At 59.2% G+C, this 14789-nt stretch carries 11 protein-coding genes; 2 read left to right on the forward strand and 9 right to left on the reverse strand.

The annotated features are described in order from the left end of the window. Positions 1-80 precede the first annotated feature (80 nt). Together AB4Z23_RS07410 and AB4Z23_RS07415 are read left to right on the forward strand one after the other, a co-directional pair. Positions 81-1229, forward strand: a complete 1149-nt coding sequence (locus AB4Z23_RS07410; protein WP_111801866.1) for an alpha-hydroxy acid oxidase — start codon at positions 81-83, stop codon at positions 1227-1229. Between the two features lie 202 nt (positions 1230-1431). Further along, the gene (locus AB4Z23_RS07415; RefSeq protein ID WP_421406726.1) at positions 1432-2400 is read left to right on the forward strand and encodes a GNAT family N-acetyltransferase; all 969 of its coding nucleotides are present in this window, start codon (positions 1432-1434) and stop codon (positions 2398-2400) included. A gap of 16 nt (positions 2401-2416) precedes the next feature. On the opposite strand, the gene AB4Z23_RS07420 is transcribed toward AB4Z23_RS07415, so the two are convergent. The 9 genes from AB4Z23_RS07420 to AB4Z23_RS07460 form a co-directional block, all read right to left on the reverse strand. Further along, on the reverse strand, positions 2417-4621 hold the full coding sequence (locus AB4Z23_RS07420) for a methyl-accepting chemotaxis protein (RefSeq protein ID WP_065687970.1): 2205 nt from the start codon (positions 4619-4621) through the stop codon (positions 2417-2419). A 296-nt stretch (positions 4622-4917) separates the two neighbouring features. Then, a complete protein-coding gene (locus AB4Z23_RS07425) occupies positions 4918-6417 on the reverse strand; it encodes an FGGY-family carbohydrate kinase (protein ID WP_441360038.1) in 1500 nt (499 codons plus the stop codon). After that, positions 6410-7252 carry a class I fructose-bisphosphate aldolase gene (locus AB4Z23_RS07430; protein WP_111795568.1) on the reverse strand — a complete coding sequence of 281 codons (843 nt, stop codon included), beginning with the start codon at positions 7250-7252 and terminating at the stop codon, positions 6410-6412. Before AB4Z23_RS07430 ends, AB4Z23_RS07425 begins: the two co-directional genes overlap by 8 nt. Before the next feature lie 2 nt (positions 7253-7254). Next, complete coding sequence (locus tag AB4Z23_RS07435; RefSeq protein WP_441360039.1) at positions 7255-8979, reverse strand: FAD-dependent oxidoreductase; 1725 nt, start codon at positions 8977-8979, stop codon at positions 7255-7257. Between the two features lie 122 nt (positions 8980-9101). Further along, positions 9102-10100, reverse strand: a complete 999-nt coding sequence (locus AB4Z23_RS07440) for an aldo/keto reductase (protein ID WP_111803343.1) — start codon at positions 10098-10100, stop codon at positions 9102-9104. After that, positions 10097-11071: a sugar-binding transcriptional regulator gene (locus AB4Z23_RS07445; protein WP_019564982.1), complete on the reverse strand. Its 975-nt coding sequence runs from the start codon at positions 11069-11071 to the stop codon at positions 10097-10099. Before AB4Z23_RS07445 ends, AB4Z23_RS07440 begins: the two co-directional genes overlap by 4 nt. A 29-nt stretch (positions 11072-11100) precedes the next feature. Further along, the gene (locus tag AB4Z23_RS07450) at positions 11101-12102 is read right to left on the reverse strand and encodes an ABC transporter permease (protein ID WP_112154889.1); all 1002 of its coding nucleotides are present in this window, start codon (positions 12100-12102) and stop codon (positions 11101-11103) included. Between the two features lie 12 nt (positions 12103-12114). After that, positions 12115-13635 carry a sugar ABC transporter ATP-binding protein gene (locus tag AB4Z23_RS07455; RefSeq protein WP_112154888.1) on the reverse strand — a complete coding sequence of 507 codons (1521 nt, stop codon included), beginning with the start codon at positions 13633-13635 and terminating at the stop codon, positions 12115-12117. A gap of 69 nt (positions 13636-13704) precedes the next feature. Next, positions 13705-14718: a substrate-binding domain-containing protein gene (locus AB4Z23_RS07460; protein WP_003511565.1), complete on the reverse strand. Its 1014-nt coding sequence runs from the start codon at positions 14716-14718 to the stop codon at positions 13705-13707. Positions 14719-14789: the final 71 nt, after the last annotated feature.

Genomic DNA, 14789 nt, shown 5'->3' on the forward strand with positions numbered 1-14789 from the left:
TTGACGGACGTATGAGACGCAGAATTCCCGGGACAGGTTTCATCTTTTAACGTTTGCATAGCGGATCGGCGGACTAACAAATGCAACTTAAAGACTGCTACAATTTCCACGATTTTCGCCGAATGGCTAAACAGCGTCTTCCCGGACCGATCTTCAACTACATCGACGGTGCTGCCGACGATGAGGTGACGTACCGGAGAAACACGACCGCCTTCGACAATTGCGATCTCGTTCCCGACGTGTTGCGGGGCGTGGCCGATGTGGACATGTCTGTCACCGTCATGGGGCAGAAGCTGGCGATGCCGGTCTATTGTTCCCCGACGGCGCTTCAGCGTCTCTTCCACCATCAGGGGGAGCGGGCGGTTGCGGCCGCAGCCGGAAAATTCGGCACGATGTTCGGCGTTTCTTCACTCGGCACCACCAGCCTCGAGGAAGCGCGCCGGATCAGCGGCGGCCCACAGGTCTATCAGTTTTATTTCCACAAGGACCGTGGTCTCAACCGCGATATGATGGCGCGCGCCAAGACTGCGGGTGTGCAGACGATGATGCTGACGGTGGACAGCATCACGGGTGGGAACCGTGAGCGCGACAAGCGCACCGGTTTTGCCATTCCGTTCAAGCTCAATCTTTCCGGCATTGCGCAATTCGCCATCAAGCCGGCCTGGGGGATCAATTATCTGACGCATGAGCGCTTCAGCCTGCCCCAGCTCGACGGCCACATCAAAATGGACGGCGGCGCGCTCTCCATCAGTCGCTATTTCACCGAAATGCTCGACCCATCCATGACATGGGACGACGTCGCACAGATGGTGCGTGAATGGGGCGGCCCTTTTTGTCTGAAGGGTGTCATGTCCGTGGAGGACGCCAGACGCGCCGTCGATATCGGTTGCAGCGGCATCGTGCTTTCCAATCACGGCGGTCGCCAGCTCGATGGTTCGCGTAGCGCCTTCGACCAACTGGCCGAGATTGTCGACGCAGTCGGTGACCGTATCGATGTCATGATGGATGGCGGGGTTCAGCGCGGAACGCACGTCCTCAAAGCCCTGTCTCTGGGGGCGAAGGCCGTCGGGCTTGGCCGCTATTACCTTTTCCCGCTTGCCGCCGCCGGACAGCCGGGTGTCGAGCGGGCGCTTGAGCTGATGCGCATCGAAATCGAGCGCGGCATGAAGCTGATGGGCTGCACCACCGTCGACCAACTGACACGCCGGAACCTGCGGTTTCGTGACTAGAGCGGTGTCAGCGCGAGGAAATCGAGGCCTGTCGAGCTTATCGACAATATAGTCGGATAATCACCCGTACCGAATGATCCCTTTGATACCACCACAGCGGTTTCGAGAGGTTTTCATGTTATCGGCGCTGCGCAGTGGTGACCTTGGCAAGACCGATCAAATATGATTATGGTTGCATGATGCAACCATAATGGATTTTGGCATGTCCGAAAGACCCTTTCCCATAAACGATATCCGCTCCACCTCGCGTCGGCTCGTGCGCGAACTCGGCTTCATGGGTGGAGACTTTGCCGGCACCGATCTGCCGCCCTCCGCCGTGCACGCCCTGATCGAGATCGAGGCATGCCCACGCATTTCCGCACGCGATCTGGGAAAGATGCTTCGGCTTGAAAAGTCGAGCATCAGCCGCATGCTTCGCAAACTGGTTCTTTCGGGCGATGTTCTGGAAGAAACGGACGAAGAGGATAGTCGTATCAAGCGGTTGCGCCTCGCCGGGCGAGGACAGAAGCGGGTCGAAGCCATCCACACCTTTGCCAACCGACAGGTATCAAACGCACTGTCGCGGCTCGCGCCTGCGGATGGCCAAAAAATCCTTGACGGGCTTCGCCTTTATGCCGACGCGCTGGGATACCGGGCCGACGCCGCGGCTCCCCCGATCGAAATCGTCAGGGGCTACAGGCCCGGCCTTATTGCCCGTATCACGCAAATGCATGCGCTTTATTATGCCCGGACATCAGGCTTCGGCCAGCGCTTCGAATCCGTTGTTGCCGAAGGTCTCGCCTCCTTTTGCAACCGGCTCGAAAGCCCGCAAAATTCGATCTGGGTCGCAATGCGTGGAGACGATATCATCGGCTCCGTTGCAATCGACGGTGAAGATCTGGGACCGGGAACCGCGCATCTGCGCTGGTTCATCGTCGATGATGGCGTGCGTGGTGGCGGCGTCGGGCGAAGGCTGTTGGCAACCGCCCTTGCGTTCACAGACGAAAAAGCATTCGCCGAAACCCATCTGTGGACTTTCAACGGACTTTTGGCGGCACGGCATCTTTACGAGGCCCAGGGTTTTACCTGTGTAGAGGAACGTCCCGGCAGCCAGTGGGGAAGCGAGGTTCTGGAACAGCGCTTCGTCAGGCCGCTTCCTGTGGTTCGCGGCGCTGAACGTGAAGCGAACTAAACCCCGTGGCGGCCGATCAAGCCGCCTTGAGTGCCCCCCGATGAGCAAGTGCGCCTGAACCCAGCTCGAACTGGCCGAGCAACCGGTTCAGCGCATCGACCTCGCCTGCAAGATTGTGGCTTGCGGCGGTCATTTCTTCCACCATCGCGGCATTTTTCTGCGTGTCCTGATCCATCTGGTTCACGGCGGTATTGATCTGCTGAAGGCCGGACGACTGCTCTTGCGCGGATTCGACGATCGCGGCGACGTGCTGGTTGATCTCCTGCACTTCGGCGACAATCGCGTCGAGTGCCTTGCCGGTGTCGCCGACAAGATGCACGCCCTCTTCGACCTGCTGGTTCGATTTTGTGATCAGCGACTTGATTTCCTTCGCCGCCCCAGCAGAACGCTGCGCAAGTTCGCGCACCTCCTGCGCCACCACGGCAAAACCCTTGCCCGCCTCGCCGGCTCGCGCCGCTTCCACGCCGGCATTGAGTGCCAGCAAGTTCGTCTGGAAGGCAATCTCGTCGATCACACCGATGATACTGGAAATCTCGTTCGAGGATTTTTCGATCCGCTCCATCGCGATCACGGCCTGACGCACGACTTCGCCCGATCGTTCCGCACCGATGCGCGTGCGGGAAACCAGCCGGCCCGCCTCATGCGCACGGTTCGCGGCATCTTTCACGGTTATTGTGATCTCTTCAAGAGCTGCGGCGGTTTCCTCCACGGCAGCAGCCTGCTGTTCCGTCCGCCTTGCAAGATCATCGGAGGCTGCCTTGATTTCATTAGCGCCGGCATCAATACCGGCGGCATTATCCGATACCCGCAGAAGCGCGTTCTGCAACTTCCCGGCAGAACCGTTAAAATCGTTGCGCACGGCATCGAACCGCTCGACAAAGGGATCGTTGATACGACAGGACACGTCGCCATCTGCGAGCCTGGCCAACGCCTGAGCCAGACTGTCAACCGCGAAACGGATACCGCTCGCCTCATCGGCCGCCTTGTGTTCGCGGGCCACCCGCTCCTGTTCGCCAAGAGTTCGGTTGGCTTCCGCTTCCTGCTCCAGCAAGGCTTTTTCACGATTGTTTTCGCGCAAAACGTCAAGCGAGCGGGCAAGATCGCCGATCTCGTCCCTGGTCTCGATATCCTTCAATGTCAGCTGGAGATTTCCCCGGGCGATCTGGGCGGTCTCATCGATGACATTCGTGATGCGGTTGATGAACCGCCGTGCAATAAACCAGCCGGCCATCGCCAGCAGCACCGCCGCCGTTACGATCGTCAGGACGGCGTCACGCATCATTGCATGCAGCTGCGCAAAGACCGTGTCCTCCGGAACCGAGACGATTGCGTACCATTTCATGTCGCCGGTGAGCATGACCGGCAAGGCGACGGCAAGGGAAACCGTGCCGTCCTGTGCCGTCATTTCAAGCTCTTTTCCGGGATTGGCGATCAGTTTATCCCAGCCTTCAGTTTGTGCGCCGCCATCTGCGAGGTTCTTACCCATTATCGTCGCATCGGGATGGCTGATGATCTTGCCGCCGCCACTCACAAGGCTCATGAAGCCCGTTCCCATCGGCCGGACGGCTGACAACGCCTTGTTCGTTTCCTCCAGCGACAGATCGAGGCCAGCGACGCCCAGAGTTTTACCGTCGACGATGACAGGTTTGGCGACCGAGGTAATCAGAACCTCCTTGCCATCGATTGCGTAAGAATAGGGTTCGATGACGACTGTTTTCTTCAATGTGAAGGGCAACTGATAATAATCGCCTGGACCCGCGGTGGTATAATCCGTCAATGCGGTGTTGCTTATTTTGCCTCCGCTCCGCACCCAATAGGGTACATAACGACCAGTCGCATCATATCCCTCCTTGTTGACGAAGTCCGCATCCTTGCCATCGAAGGCATTGGGCTCCCATCCGGTCCAGAGACCAAGCAAATCGGGATTGTTCGCCAGCATGTGCCGGATAAGCTGATCGGCCTTGCCCCGATCGGCATCGCCCGACTGCTTCATCGATTCCAGAACCGAGCCGAGGCTATTGACGATGTGAATCATGCCGCCGATATTTTTCTCGGTCGTCAAAGCTTCGGCTTGCGCGATCTGCTGCATACGCTCCATACTGTTGGCCCTCGTATCCTCAAAGGACCGATAAAACAGCACGGCCGAAGCCGCGATTGTTGCAACGACGCCGCACGCGGCGACTGCGAAGATATTACGGCCCGTTGTCGATTTAAACAGCATGTCTCATCCTCACAAAAAATCCCGGCCGCGACGGCTGAGGTCACTGCGCGCAAGCCCAAAATGTCAACAACCAGACCGGAGGATAATATTAGAAAACTATGCTTAAAAATTACTTTAATTCATATTTTTAGCGCAATTAAGAAAACAGAAATAAATTATAAAACCGTAATATTACAGTACATACAAAATATTACGCGATATCCGAACCTTCCGAAACGCCAGCATATATTGCAAGCTACGAGCAAGCTCAGCGGCACGCATCATTGCGTGCCGCTGATCAGGAAAACCGGGAGCCTTTAGTCCTGCAAACGCAGATCACTCCAGAAGCCGCGCAACTGGTCGGTCAATTGTGTGTAGAGGCCGTAGCGCCGCCGATAATGCGGGAGTTGCCCCGCATCCGGCCGGTAGGCACTGGGCACGCGGGTCATCGCTGCGACCGCCGCTTCATAGCCGGGATAGAGACCGACCGCCACGGCCGCGCCGATGGCCGCACCAAGCGCGCCGGTCTCGCGGGCCTCCGCGACACGCAGCGGGATTTCAAGAACGTCCGCCATGATCTGCGGCCAATGCTGGCTGCGGGAACCGCCGCCGGACATGACGGCACTGTCGATCGGCAGCCCCGCTTCCCTGAGAACGCCGATATGGCGGCGGTGTTCGAAACACACACCCTCGAACAGGGCTCTCAGCATGTGGCCTTCGCCATGCCATCCCGCCAGACCATAAAACCCGCCCCGAAATTCCGCGCCCAGTCGCGAGCCGAAGATGAACGGGTGGAAGAACGGATCGTCGGCGCGTTGCGAAACGGAACCGACCAGATCGTTGCAGCGCTCGAAGGCATGGTCACCATGGTCACCGCGAACACGGTGCACGTACCATTCAAGATTGGCCGCAGAGGTGGCGCTGGACTCGATATTGACATAGCGGCCACGTCCAAAGGTCGTGACCATGAAGACATCGGGGCTGATGACCGGTTTATCCGCGAAAACCTGATTAATGCTCCAGGTGCCGGCGATGATAGAAGCCTCCCCGGCGTTGATGACGCCCGACCCCATGGCGCTGGAGACGACATCGAAAAAACCGCCGATAACAGGTGTGCCCTCGGAAAGCCCCGTCAGAGCCGAAGCCTCAGCTGTCACATGGCCGACGATATCCGCCGATTCTACGAGGCGCGGAAAAAAGGCGACGGCATCCTCAAGCCCGTAGAGCGACAGGAGTTCCCGGTCGAGCTTCGCTTCGGAGAAGGCAAGCAACCCCGCACCACTGAGATCGGAAATATCATTGGCAAGACAACCGGTCAGGCGGAAGTTCAGGAAATCCTTGCAGAACAGCACCGTTCCGATCTGGGCATATGTATCGGGCGCATGCCTTTTCACCCAGGCCAGCAGGCTGGGCGTTTGCGCGGGCCAAGGCCGTTGCAGACAACGGTTCTGTAGTTGCACGCCGCTTTTCCGGTCAAGCTCTACCGCCACATCGGCGGCTCGGCTGTCAAGCGACTGGATACCGATCAGGGGCTGCTGATCCTTGTCCAGCAGGTAGAGACCGTTGCCGTGGCCGGCGCAACCGACGGCAAGGATGCTCAGGGGATCGACGGACGATTTTGCCAGGAGCTGGCGGATCGCCTCGCATCCGTTGCGCCACAACTCCTCCAGATCGCGCTCGACGTAACCGGGCTGCGGAAATGTCGAATGGCCGTCGATGGCGTGTTGCGCGACCTGCCGGCCGGCCGTGTCGAACAGCACCGCCTTGATCACCGTGTTGCCGACATCCAGACCCAATATATGATTTTTATCAGCCACGATTATAGATGTCCCATGCTTCTTCGCTGCCCGCACCCTGATGGATGATAGCCATCAAGGCGGCAACGACGGCCTTGGGGTTGTCATGCTGGTAGATATTCCGTCCATAGACCATCCCGTTCGCACCTTCGGCCACCAGTGCCGCTGATTTCGCCAGCACGTTGCGCAAGTCCTCACGCCCCCCGCCCCGCACCAGAACCGGGCACCGCGCTGCCTCGATGACCTTGTGAAAATCCAGCGGATTGCTGGTGGGATCGGCCTTGATGATATCGGCTCCCATTTCCGAGGCAAGACGCACCAGGGTGACGATCTTTTCAGCATCGCCATCCACCTGGTAACCGCCGCGCACATCATTGGGCAACATCACCAGCGGTTCGATCATCAGCGGCATGCCGTAACGATGGCAATCGGCGCGCACGCGGCTGATATTCTCGACGCATTGGCGAAACAGTTCCGGCTCGTCCGGCAACATGAACAGGTTCACGACGACGCAGGCGGCGTCCATCTCCAGCGCGCCGATGATCGGATCGTGATAGTTCTGGAGCTGCGACCACATGGTTCTGTGGCGCGTTGAATTATAGGGGTTGCCCATGTCGATGCGCATGACGAGCGCCGGCTTGTCGCGCTGCGGCCTTTGCTGCAATAGGTCCGCCTGTCCGTAGGTCATCTGGATGGCATCGGGACCTGCTTCCACCAGCCTGTCGACAGTTTGAGCCATATCCTCCAGCCCGACGAGGAAGCTCGGCTCGTTGCAAACCCCGTGATCAATGGCAACGTCCAAGCATCCACCATTGCGGAACAGCCGGTTCATGCGCGCCTTTTTCGAAATCCGCATCATCATGCATTCTCCTTGCATCTGTGTTTAAGCATTGCCGTCGTGACCCCGTAAAAGGTCTCCAGTTCATCAACGAGCCGCTGCCGTTCGTCCGCCGCCTGCTGTGGCGCCCATCCCAGCTCGCGCGCTGCGACGCCAAGGATCGCATCGATCAGATCGGCATCGATGACGCCGGTAATGGCAAGCGTCGTGCGGCGCAGGATGAGATCCGTCAGATGGCGGACATGTTCGCAGCGGATCAGCCAGACCACCTCTGCCGCCGTGATCGGCGGTTTTTCGCAAAGCGGACTGTCATCCGTACGGCCCCGACAAAAACCCATCAACTCGAAGGCACGTGAACCGTAGGCCGATGCCAGATACTCGGCCCGGTCCCGGTCGATCGAAAATTCCTCCGACAGCAGGGCCGGCAGGCGCCCGGCACCGCTGGGGAAGTTCCTGCCGCCGCCGATCGGGCGGTTCATTGTGCCAGTCAGCCGCTTGCGTCCGAGAAAGGCCAGAGCCTCGTCGGTCACCTGTTCGCCAAAGGCTCTGAACGTCGTCCACTTGCCGCCGATCATGCAGAGCTGCGGCGGATCGCCCTCCACGCGGTGGATGAAATGGCTGCGGGATATTCTTCCGGTAAAAGCGGCGTCGCTGCGCGGCAGCGGGCGTATGCCGCTGAAACTGTAGACGATGTCGGAATGGTCGATGGAAATATGCGGAAAGACCTGACGGACCGCATCGAGAATATAATCACGCTCTTCCGGTTCGCATCGCACCCGTTCGGGACGATCCACCTTGATATCCGTCGAACCAGCGAGAACCCGGCCAAGATAGGGAAAGAGGATACAGACACGGTTGTCGGCATTCTCGAAAAAAATCATATGGCCGTTCAAGGCCTTAAAGAGCGCCTCGTTGGCGAGGATCAGATGCGATCCCTTGGTGCCGGAAACGGTCGGTTTCGCCCTCCCCGCAGCCTGTGTGGTCGTTAGCGCTCCAATCGTCTCATCGATCCAGGCGCCCGTCGCATTGACGATAATGCGTGGCCGGACGGGCAAGGTTTCGTCCGTGCCCTCCACCTTAAGACGATAGTCGCCGCCAGCACGGACAAACTCGGCATAGTTCAGCACAATGCTTTGCGGCGCATCGGCCCGGGTGTCGATCAGAAGCTCCAGCGCAAGCCGTTCGGGCTGGCTGATCCACGCATCGTAATAGGTGGCCGAATATCTGATGCCTGGAGTCAGGCCCGGCCAGCGTTGCAACGTCTTGCGTGCGTTGCGGAAGGTGTGTCGGGGAAGGATGCGATTTTTGCGGGTGACGAAGTCATAGAGCATGAGGCCAGCCTTGATCGCCAGTGCCCCTCGGCTGGCAGGTTTTCCGCCGGAACCCACAAAGGTCGCAGCCGCGTTGAACAAGCCGCTGAAGGTTGAAAAGATCGGGATCGTCGTCGGCAGCGGATGAACCATATGCGGTGCCAGCGTCAGAAGCGCATCACGCTCCCGCAGCGATTCCGCCACAAGGCCGAATTCACCGTTTTCGAGATACCGCAGGCCACCGTGGATCATGCGCGAGGGTGCGGCACTGCAACCGGACGAGAAGTCGTTGCGCTCTACCAGAAGCACCCGCAGTCCCTGTAAAGCGAGATCGCGATAGGCGGCGATACCATTGATACCGCCACCGATGACGACGGCGTCGAAATCACCGTCTTGCCGGATGCGGCGTAGAGCGTCCTCGCGAAAACTGGGCATAGGAATACCGTTCGCTGGCTAACAACCAGCGTCCCAATGTTGTTAAACGTTTAAAGCGACGAGAGAGAAGGGTGGCGAAAATTATGCGATATTCGCCTGAAGCACCGTCTCAGCTACATGATTTACGCATCGAGCCCCACGAGATGCTCGGCAACGCCGGCGCTGATGAGAGCCAGTTCATTTTCCGCAAGGCGCAGGCGGGCCGCAGCAGCGTTTTCAACCGCCTGAGCCGGATCGCGCGCGCCGCACAGCGAGAATGTTATGCCGGGCTGGGCAATCGTCCAGGCAATCACGACCTGCGCAATCGACGCCCCATGCGCTTTGGCGACCGGCTCCAGACGCCGCGTCAGCCGCGCGATCTTCTCGCGGTTTGCCTGGCTGAAACGCGGATTGCCCTTGCGCTGATCATCCCCTGCAAAAACCCGTTCGGGTCCGACCTTGCCGGACAGAAGACCGAGCGCCAGCGACGAGTAGCTCAGGACCGAAACAGCACTCGTGCGGCAAAGCGGCAGAAGTGTCGTCTCGATGTCCCGCCGCACCATTGAATATTCTTCCTGGATGGCATCCAGCGCGCCGGTGGCGATATAGGCTACCAAATCCTCCGGCGAGACGTTGCTCGCGCCGATCGAACGGATCTTGCCTTCGTCCTTCAGGCGCACAAGCGTTTCCACCGTCTCGGCAATCGGCGTCGTCGCATCCTGCCAGTGGGTGACATAGTGGTCGATATAGTCGGTTCCGAGCCGCTTCAGGCTCTCTTCGACCTCATGCCGGATCGAAGCGGCGCCGAGATAACGGTGAACGGGCTTGCCATCCTGGTGGAAGAAATAGGCGCCCTCGTTCACATGCCAGACCAGCCCGCATTTGGTGACCAACACCACCTTGTCGCGCCGGCCGGCAATCGCCTTGCCGACGATGGTTTCCGCAAGCCCCATGCCATAGGCCGGCGCGGTATCTATCAGGGAAATGCCCGCATCGATGGAGGCCTGGATAGCGGCGATGGATTGCCGCTCATCGGTGCCGCCCCACATCCAGCCGCCGATGGCCCAGGTGCCCAGCCCCACGGCTGATGCGCTGATACCGCTGCGGCCAATCGTCCGGGTCAATATTGAATTGTCCGTCACGAAGTTTCCCCCTCTTCCTGATCCAGTAAATAGCCGGCGATCGCCTCGTCCACGACGAGCGAGGTCAGATAGCGGCCGGCAAGCGTGGCTGCCACCGGTCCGGCCTTGATGGCCCCGGCCGCCACGCCGATGATGTTCGGGCACCGGGCAAGCTGCCCGGGGTCCAGCGCCACCACGCGCGAGTTGAGATCGATCCGCGCCAGTTGCCCATCCGCCATGGTGAGATGGGCAAGGAATTCCCCGGCAATGCCCGCATCCACCAGCGCCTGCCCGCCACGGGCCACATCCGGCAGCAGATCGTAATAACCGGAACCGGGCGCCTCCACGGAACCGATGCCAACCAGCGCCACCTGCGCCTGTCGCGCTAAGTCGAACACTTCGCGGATCGAAGCGACATTCATCAGGAGATCACGCTGTTCCTCATCCTCGGCAAATAGCGGCGCATGAATGAGCGACGCGCTGCCGCCGAGCTTTTCCGCCAGTTGCGTGGCCAGATGATTGACATCCGTATAGTGCTTGCCCTGGACACCGCCGGTCAGCGGCACTACCCGCACATCGAAACGGCGCTCGGCCTCCAGATTATCGACGACGGCACTCACCGCCTTGCCGCCGGTAATCGCAATCACGTCGCCGTCGCGGATAGTCTCCAGCAAGTGGTTGGCGGCCACGCGTCCGACCATCTGCAGCGCGGTTTCCGGATTGTCGGACACCGTTGGTGTCACCACCGACTGTCTGAGGCCGAAGCGGCGTGTGATCTCGTTTTCGAGGTCCACCAGCCTCTGATAGGGACTGGCGATAGTGATCTTTACCATGCCTGCCTTGCGGCCCGCCGCTATCATACGGTTCACCTTGGTGTGGGAAAGATTGAGCCGCTCGGCAATTTCCGACTGCTTCACGCCCTCGATGAAATGCAGCACCAGGACGGAGTACATCTGCCTCTGTTGATCGAAATCGTCCTTGGTATCCAGCATGATCGTATATCTCCAATTACCACAGGCGCTCAGCGGCGACGCTTGACAAGATAGTGGTCGAACAGGACCGCCGTCAGCAATATGCTTCCCCTGATGATGTCCTGCCAGTAGACAGACACATTGAGCAAGGCAAGTGAACTGGAAACGACCGACAGAAGGATCGCCCCGAGGATTGCGCCGAGAATGGTGCCAGAGCCGCCCGAAAGGCTGGCGCCGCCGATGACCGCGGCTGCAATCACGTTAAGTTCCATGCCGACTCCGAAGCTCGGCTGTGCTGACCCGAAGCGGGCCATGTAGATCACGCCTGCGAAACCGCACAGCATCGAACAAAGCGTGGTGGTGGCAAACACCACCCGGCCGACGCGGATGCCGGAATAAGCCGCCGCTTTCGGATTGCTGCCGGTATAGAACACCTTACGGAATGCCGTCGTGCGCCGCAGCAAGAGATCGAAGCAGACGACCACCACCGCGAATATGATCAGCACCAGCGGAATGCCGCCAAGCGCGCCCTGGCCGATGAATTTGAATTCCGGAGGCAGCGAGTAGAGACCGAGCGGCCGGCCCCCCGTTGCGAGCAGGCAGACGCCGCGCGCAATCACCATGACGCCGAGCGATACGATGAAGTGATGCAGGCCGATGACCGTTGTCAGAAATCCCATGGCCATGCCGACCAACGTGGTGAGGCAGATTGCCAGCCCGGCCGCGATCCAGGGATCGACACCGTTGAGGAATAGCCAGCCAGCCGCAACCATCGCAAGCGCCGTGACGGAACCGACGGATAGATCAATGCCGCCCGAGATTAACAGGATCGTCATGCCGACCACGACGATGCTTTCGATGGCGAAAACCATCGCCATGGCCCGCAGATTGTCGACCGTCAGGAAATACGGGGATATGAAAGACATCACCGCGAAAAGGGCGAGGATGATGACGATAAGTCCGGTCTCCCGTGCCTTGAGCGCCGGTTCCCACCAGCCTGTGCGGCGAACCGCCACTTCTGCAATGCCCGAAGGTGTTTCCGATGTTGCCATTTTCCCGCTCCCTCAGGCCCCTGTCGGGCTCTCTGCAATATTGATCGATGCAAGCTGCATGATCTTTTCTTCCGTCATGTCCTCACCCTCAACCTCGCCGGCAATGCGCCCCTCGCGCACGACCAGTACGCGGTCGCTGACACCGATGAGTTCCGGCAATTCAGAGGATATGACGATCACGCCCACACCCTCGCGTGCCAATTCCCGGATCTGGCGGTGGATTTCGGCCTTTGCGCCCACATCCACCCCGCGTGTCGGCTCGTCGAGAAAGACGACCTGTGGCTCCACCGACAGCATCTTTGCCAGTGCCACCTTCTGCTGGTTGCCGCCGCTCAAGGTGGAGACAGCGTCACCGACGCTGTTTGCCCGCAATTTCAGCCGGCGTCCCAACTCGTCGGCGCGCTTAATTTCCTTGCGCCGTTCGATAAAGCCCATGCCGTTTGATATCCTGCCGACATCGAGCGCCGAGACATTCGCGGCAATGGACATGTTGAGAAACAGCCCGTCGCCCTTGCGGTCTTCTGACAGATAGACCAGCCCCTCCCGAATGCTGTCGCGATAGTCCTTGAGCCTCAACGGCCGGCCGCGCAACGTAACCTCGCCTTTTGGTTTTCCCTCCAGCCGGCAGACCGCACGGACAATTTCGCTTCGACCTGCGCCGATCAGGCCGGCGAGCCCGAGGATTTCGCCCCGGCGCAGATCGAAATCGACATCGAAAACGCGCTTTCCCTCGTTCAGTCCCCGAACAGAGAGAATGACGTCACTCGATTTCTCTTCTTCTGCAAGTTTCGGTGGGTAGAGCTTGTCGAGCACCCGTCCCACCATGCTGTTGACGACTTCCTCCGGAGAAATCTCGGAGATATTCTCCGTCCTGATGTGGCAACCGTCGCGCATCACCGTGATGCGGTCGCAATGCTCAAAAATCTCCGCCATCCGGTGCGAGATATAGATGATCGCAATTCCGCGTTCCGCCAGCCGGTGCATGATCCGGAAAAGGGTCTGGGCCTCGGTTTCGGTCAAAGCCGCCGTCGGCTCATCAAGGATCAGGATACGGCAGTCCAGCGTCAGCGCCTTGGCAATCTCGACGATCTGCTGTTGCGAAATCGACAGATCACCGGCGCGGCTGGCGGGATCGATATCGCCGATTTCCTTGAGGATGGTTGCCGCCCGCTTGCCAAGATCGCGATAATTCATGAACCAGGATTTGCTTTGGCCGGTCTCCGACATGAACATGTTTTCGGCAACCGAAATTTCCGGGCAAAGCGCAATCTCCTGATGCACGAAACCGATACCGAGCCGGTTCGCCGCATTGGGCGAGGATATTTTGACCGGTTTGCCGTCCAGCAGGATTTCGCCGCCATCGGGCTGCAAAATGCCATCGATAATATGCATCAGCGTCGATTTACCGGCGCCGTTTTCACCCGCGAGCGCATGGATTTCTCCCCGCCGCAGCTCAAAGGCAGCACTGCGTAACGCCCGCACGGGCCCGAACGCCTTGTGAATATTCGTCATGTTGAGGATGACCTCGCCCATAACGCCCCTCCCGAACGTGGCTCCCCTTTGCCGGCGAGGCGTAAACCTCGCCGGTTTCAGGGCGGCGCGTCAGCGCCCCTTCATATAGTCATTGAGATCAAAGGAAGCGGCGTTCGCCTTGGTAATCACGGCGAAACCATTGTCCATCGAAGGAACCTGCATCGGGTTGAAGCCCGATACCTTGTAGTCGTTGAAGGGGTCGATCAGATCCGAATGGGCACCCAGAAAGGTGTTCATGAAACCCATGAAGCCCTGAACGCCCTGATTGGGATTGATGGACATGTAGATGTTGCCCTGCTTGATGTGCTCCAGCGTCGCCGGGGTAATATCCGCATGCAGGATCAGGACCTTCTTCTTGGCCTCGAGAACAGCGGTCGTTGCGCCTTCAGCCGAGCCGGCTTCAGGAATCCACAATGCGCCGAGATTGGGGTTGGCCTGCAACAGGGCACCCACCGCCTGATAGGCGACGTTTGCATCCTGGTTGGTCGCCTGGCGGCCGACGAGCTTCATTTCTGGATAGGTGCGCCCCATGTAATCGATCAGTGCGGTGACGCGCAGATCATGGTTGCTTTGGCCCGGATTTTCGAGAACGGCATATTCGCCCTTCTTGCCCAGCTTCTTGACGATCTCGTCAGCCGCAAATTTCGCCTCGGCAACATTGTCCGAGGTGATATAGGCGGTGCGTTTCGACTTCGGCGAATCCGCCGCAAAAGTCGTCACCGAGACACCGGAGTCGATCGCTTTGTTGATCGGTTCGATAAAGGGATCGGCCTGCATCGGATGCAGCAATATACCCTTCGGCTTCTTCACCAGTTCCTGCTCGAAGGACGCGATCTGCTTGGTGATGTCGTATTCGGGCGTGCCGGTGAAAACGGCCTCGCAGCCCAAGGCCTTCGCGGCCTGCTTGAAACCTTCAAAGACCGGCACCCAGTAGGGGTGGCTCGAAACCATGACGTTCATCACATAGGTCTCGCCCGGTTCACAGGCGAATTTGCCCGCAGCAGCGGCCTGAGAGCCGGCGCCTGCGGAAATCGCCACGGCTAAGACACCCGCGGCAACGGTCGATTTCAGAAAAGCCAACATATTCCCCTCCCAAGGACAATGACCAACCCGCAATAAATTTTAAGTCGTGTAATTTATTGCATGACGTTTGA

The organism is Agrobacterium sp. MCAB5, from assembly GCF_052114365.1.
Classification (GTDB): Bacteria; Pseudomonadota; Alphaproteobacteria; order Rhizobiales; family Rhizobiaceae; genus Agrobacterium; species Agrobacterium tumefaciens.

Bases quoted from the DNA above. Each gene is read 5' to 3' on its own strand.
- AB4Z23_RS07410 (WP_111801866.1), top strand. From the start codon at position 81: ATGCAACTTAAAGACTGCTACAATTTCCACGATTTTCGCCGAATGGCT.
- AB4Z23_RS07415 (WP_421406726.1), top strand. From the start codon at position 1,432: ATGTCCGAAAGACCCTTTCCCATAAACGATATCCGCTCCACCTCGCGT.
- AB4Z23_RS07420 (WP_065687970.1), bottom strand. From the start codon at position 4,621: ATGCTGTTTAAATCGACAACGGGCCGTAATATCTTCGCAGTCGCCGCG.
- AB4Z23_RS07430 (WP_111795568.1), bottom strand. From the start codon at position 7,252: ATGCGGATTTCGAAAAAGGCGCGCATGAACCGGCTGTTCCGCAATGGT.
- AB4Z23_RS07435 (WP_441360039.1), bottom strand. From the start codon at position 8,979: ATGCCCAGTTTTCGCGAGGACGCTCTACGCCGCATCCGGCAAGACGGT.
- AB4Z23_RS07445 (WP_019564982.1), bottom strand. From the start codon at position 11,071: ATGCTGGATACCAAGGACGATTTCGATCAACAGAGGCAGATGTACTCC.
- AB4Z23_RS07450 (WP_112154889.1), bottom strand. From the start codon at position 12,102: ATGGCAACATCGGAAACACCTTCGGGCATTGCAGAAGTGGCGGTTCGC.
- AB4Z23_RS07455 (WP_112154888.1), bottom strand. From the start codon at position 13,635: ATGGGCGAGGTCATCCTCAACATGACGAATATTCACAAGGCGTTCGGG.
- AB4Z23_RS07460 (WP_003511565.1), bottom strand. From the start codon at position 14,718: ATGTTGGCTTTTCTGAAATCGACCGTTGCCGCGGGTGTCTTAGCCGTG.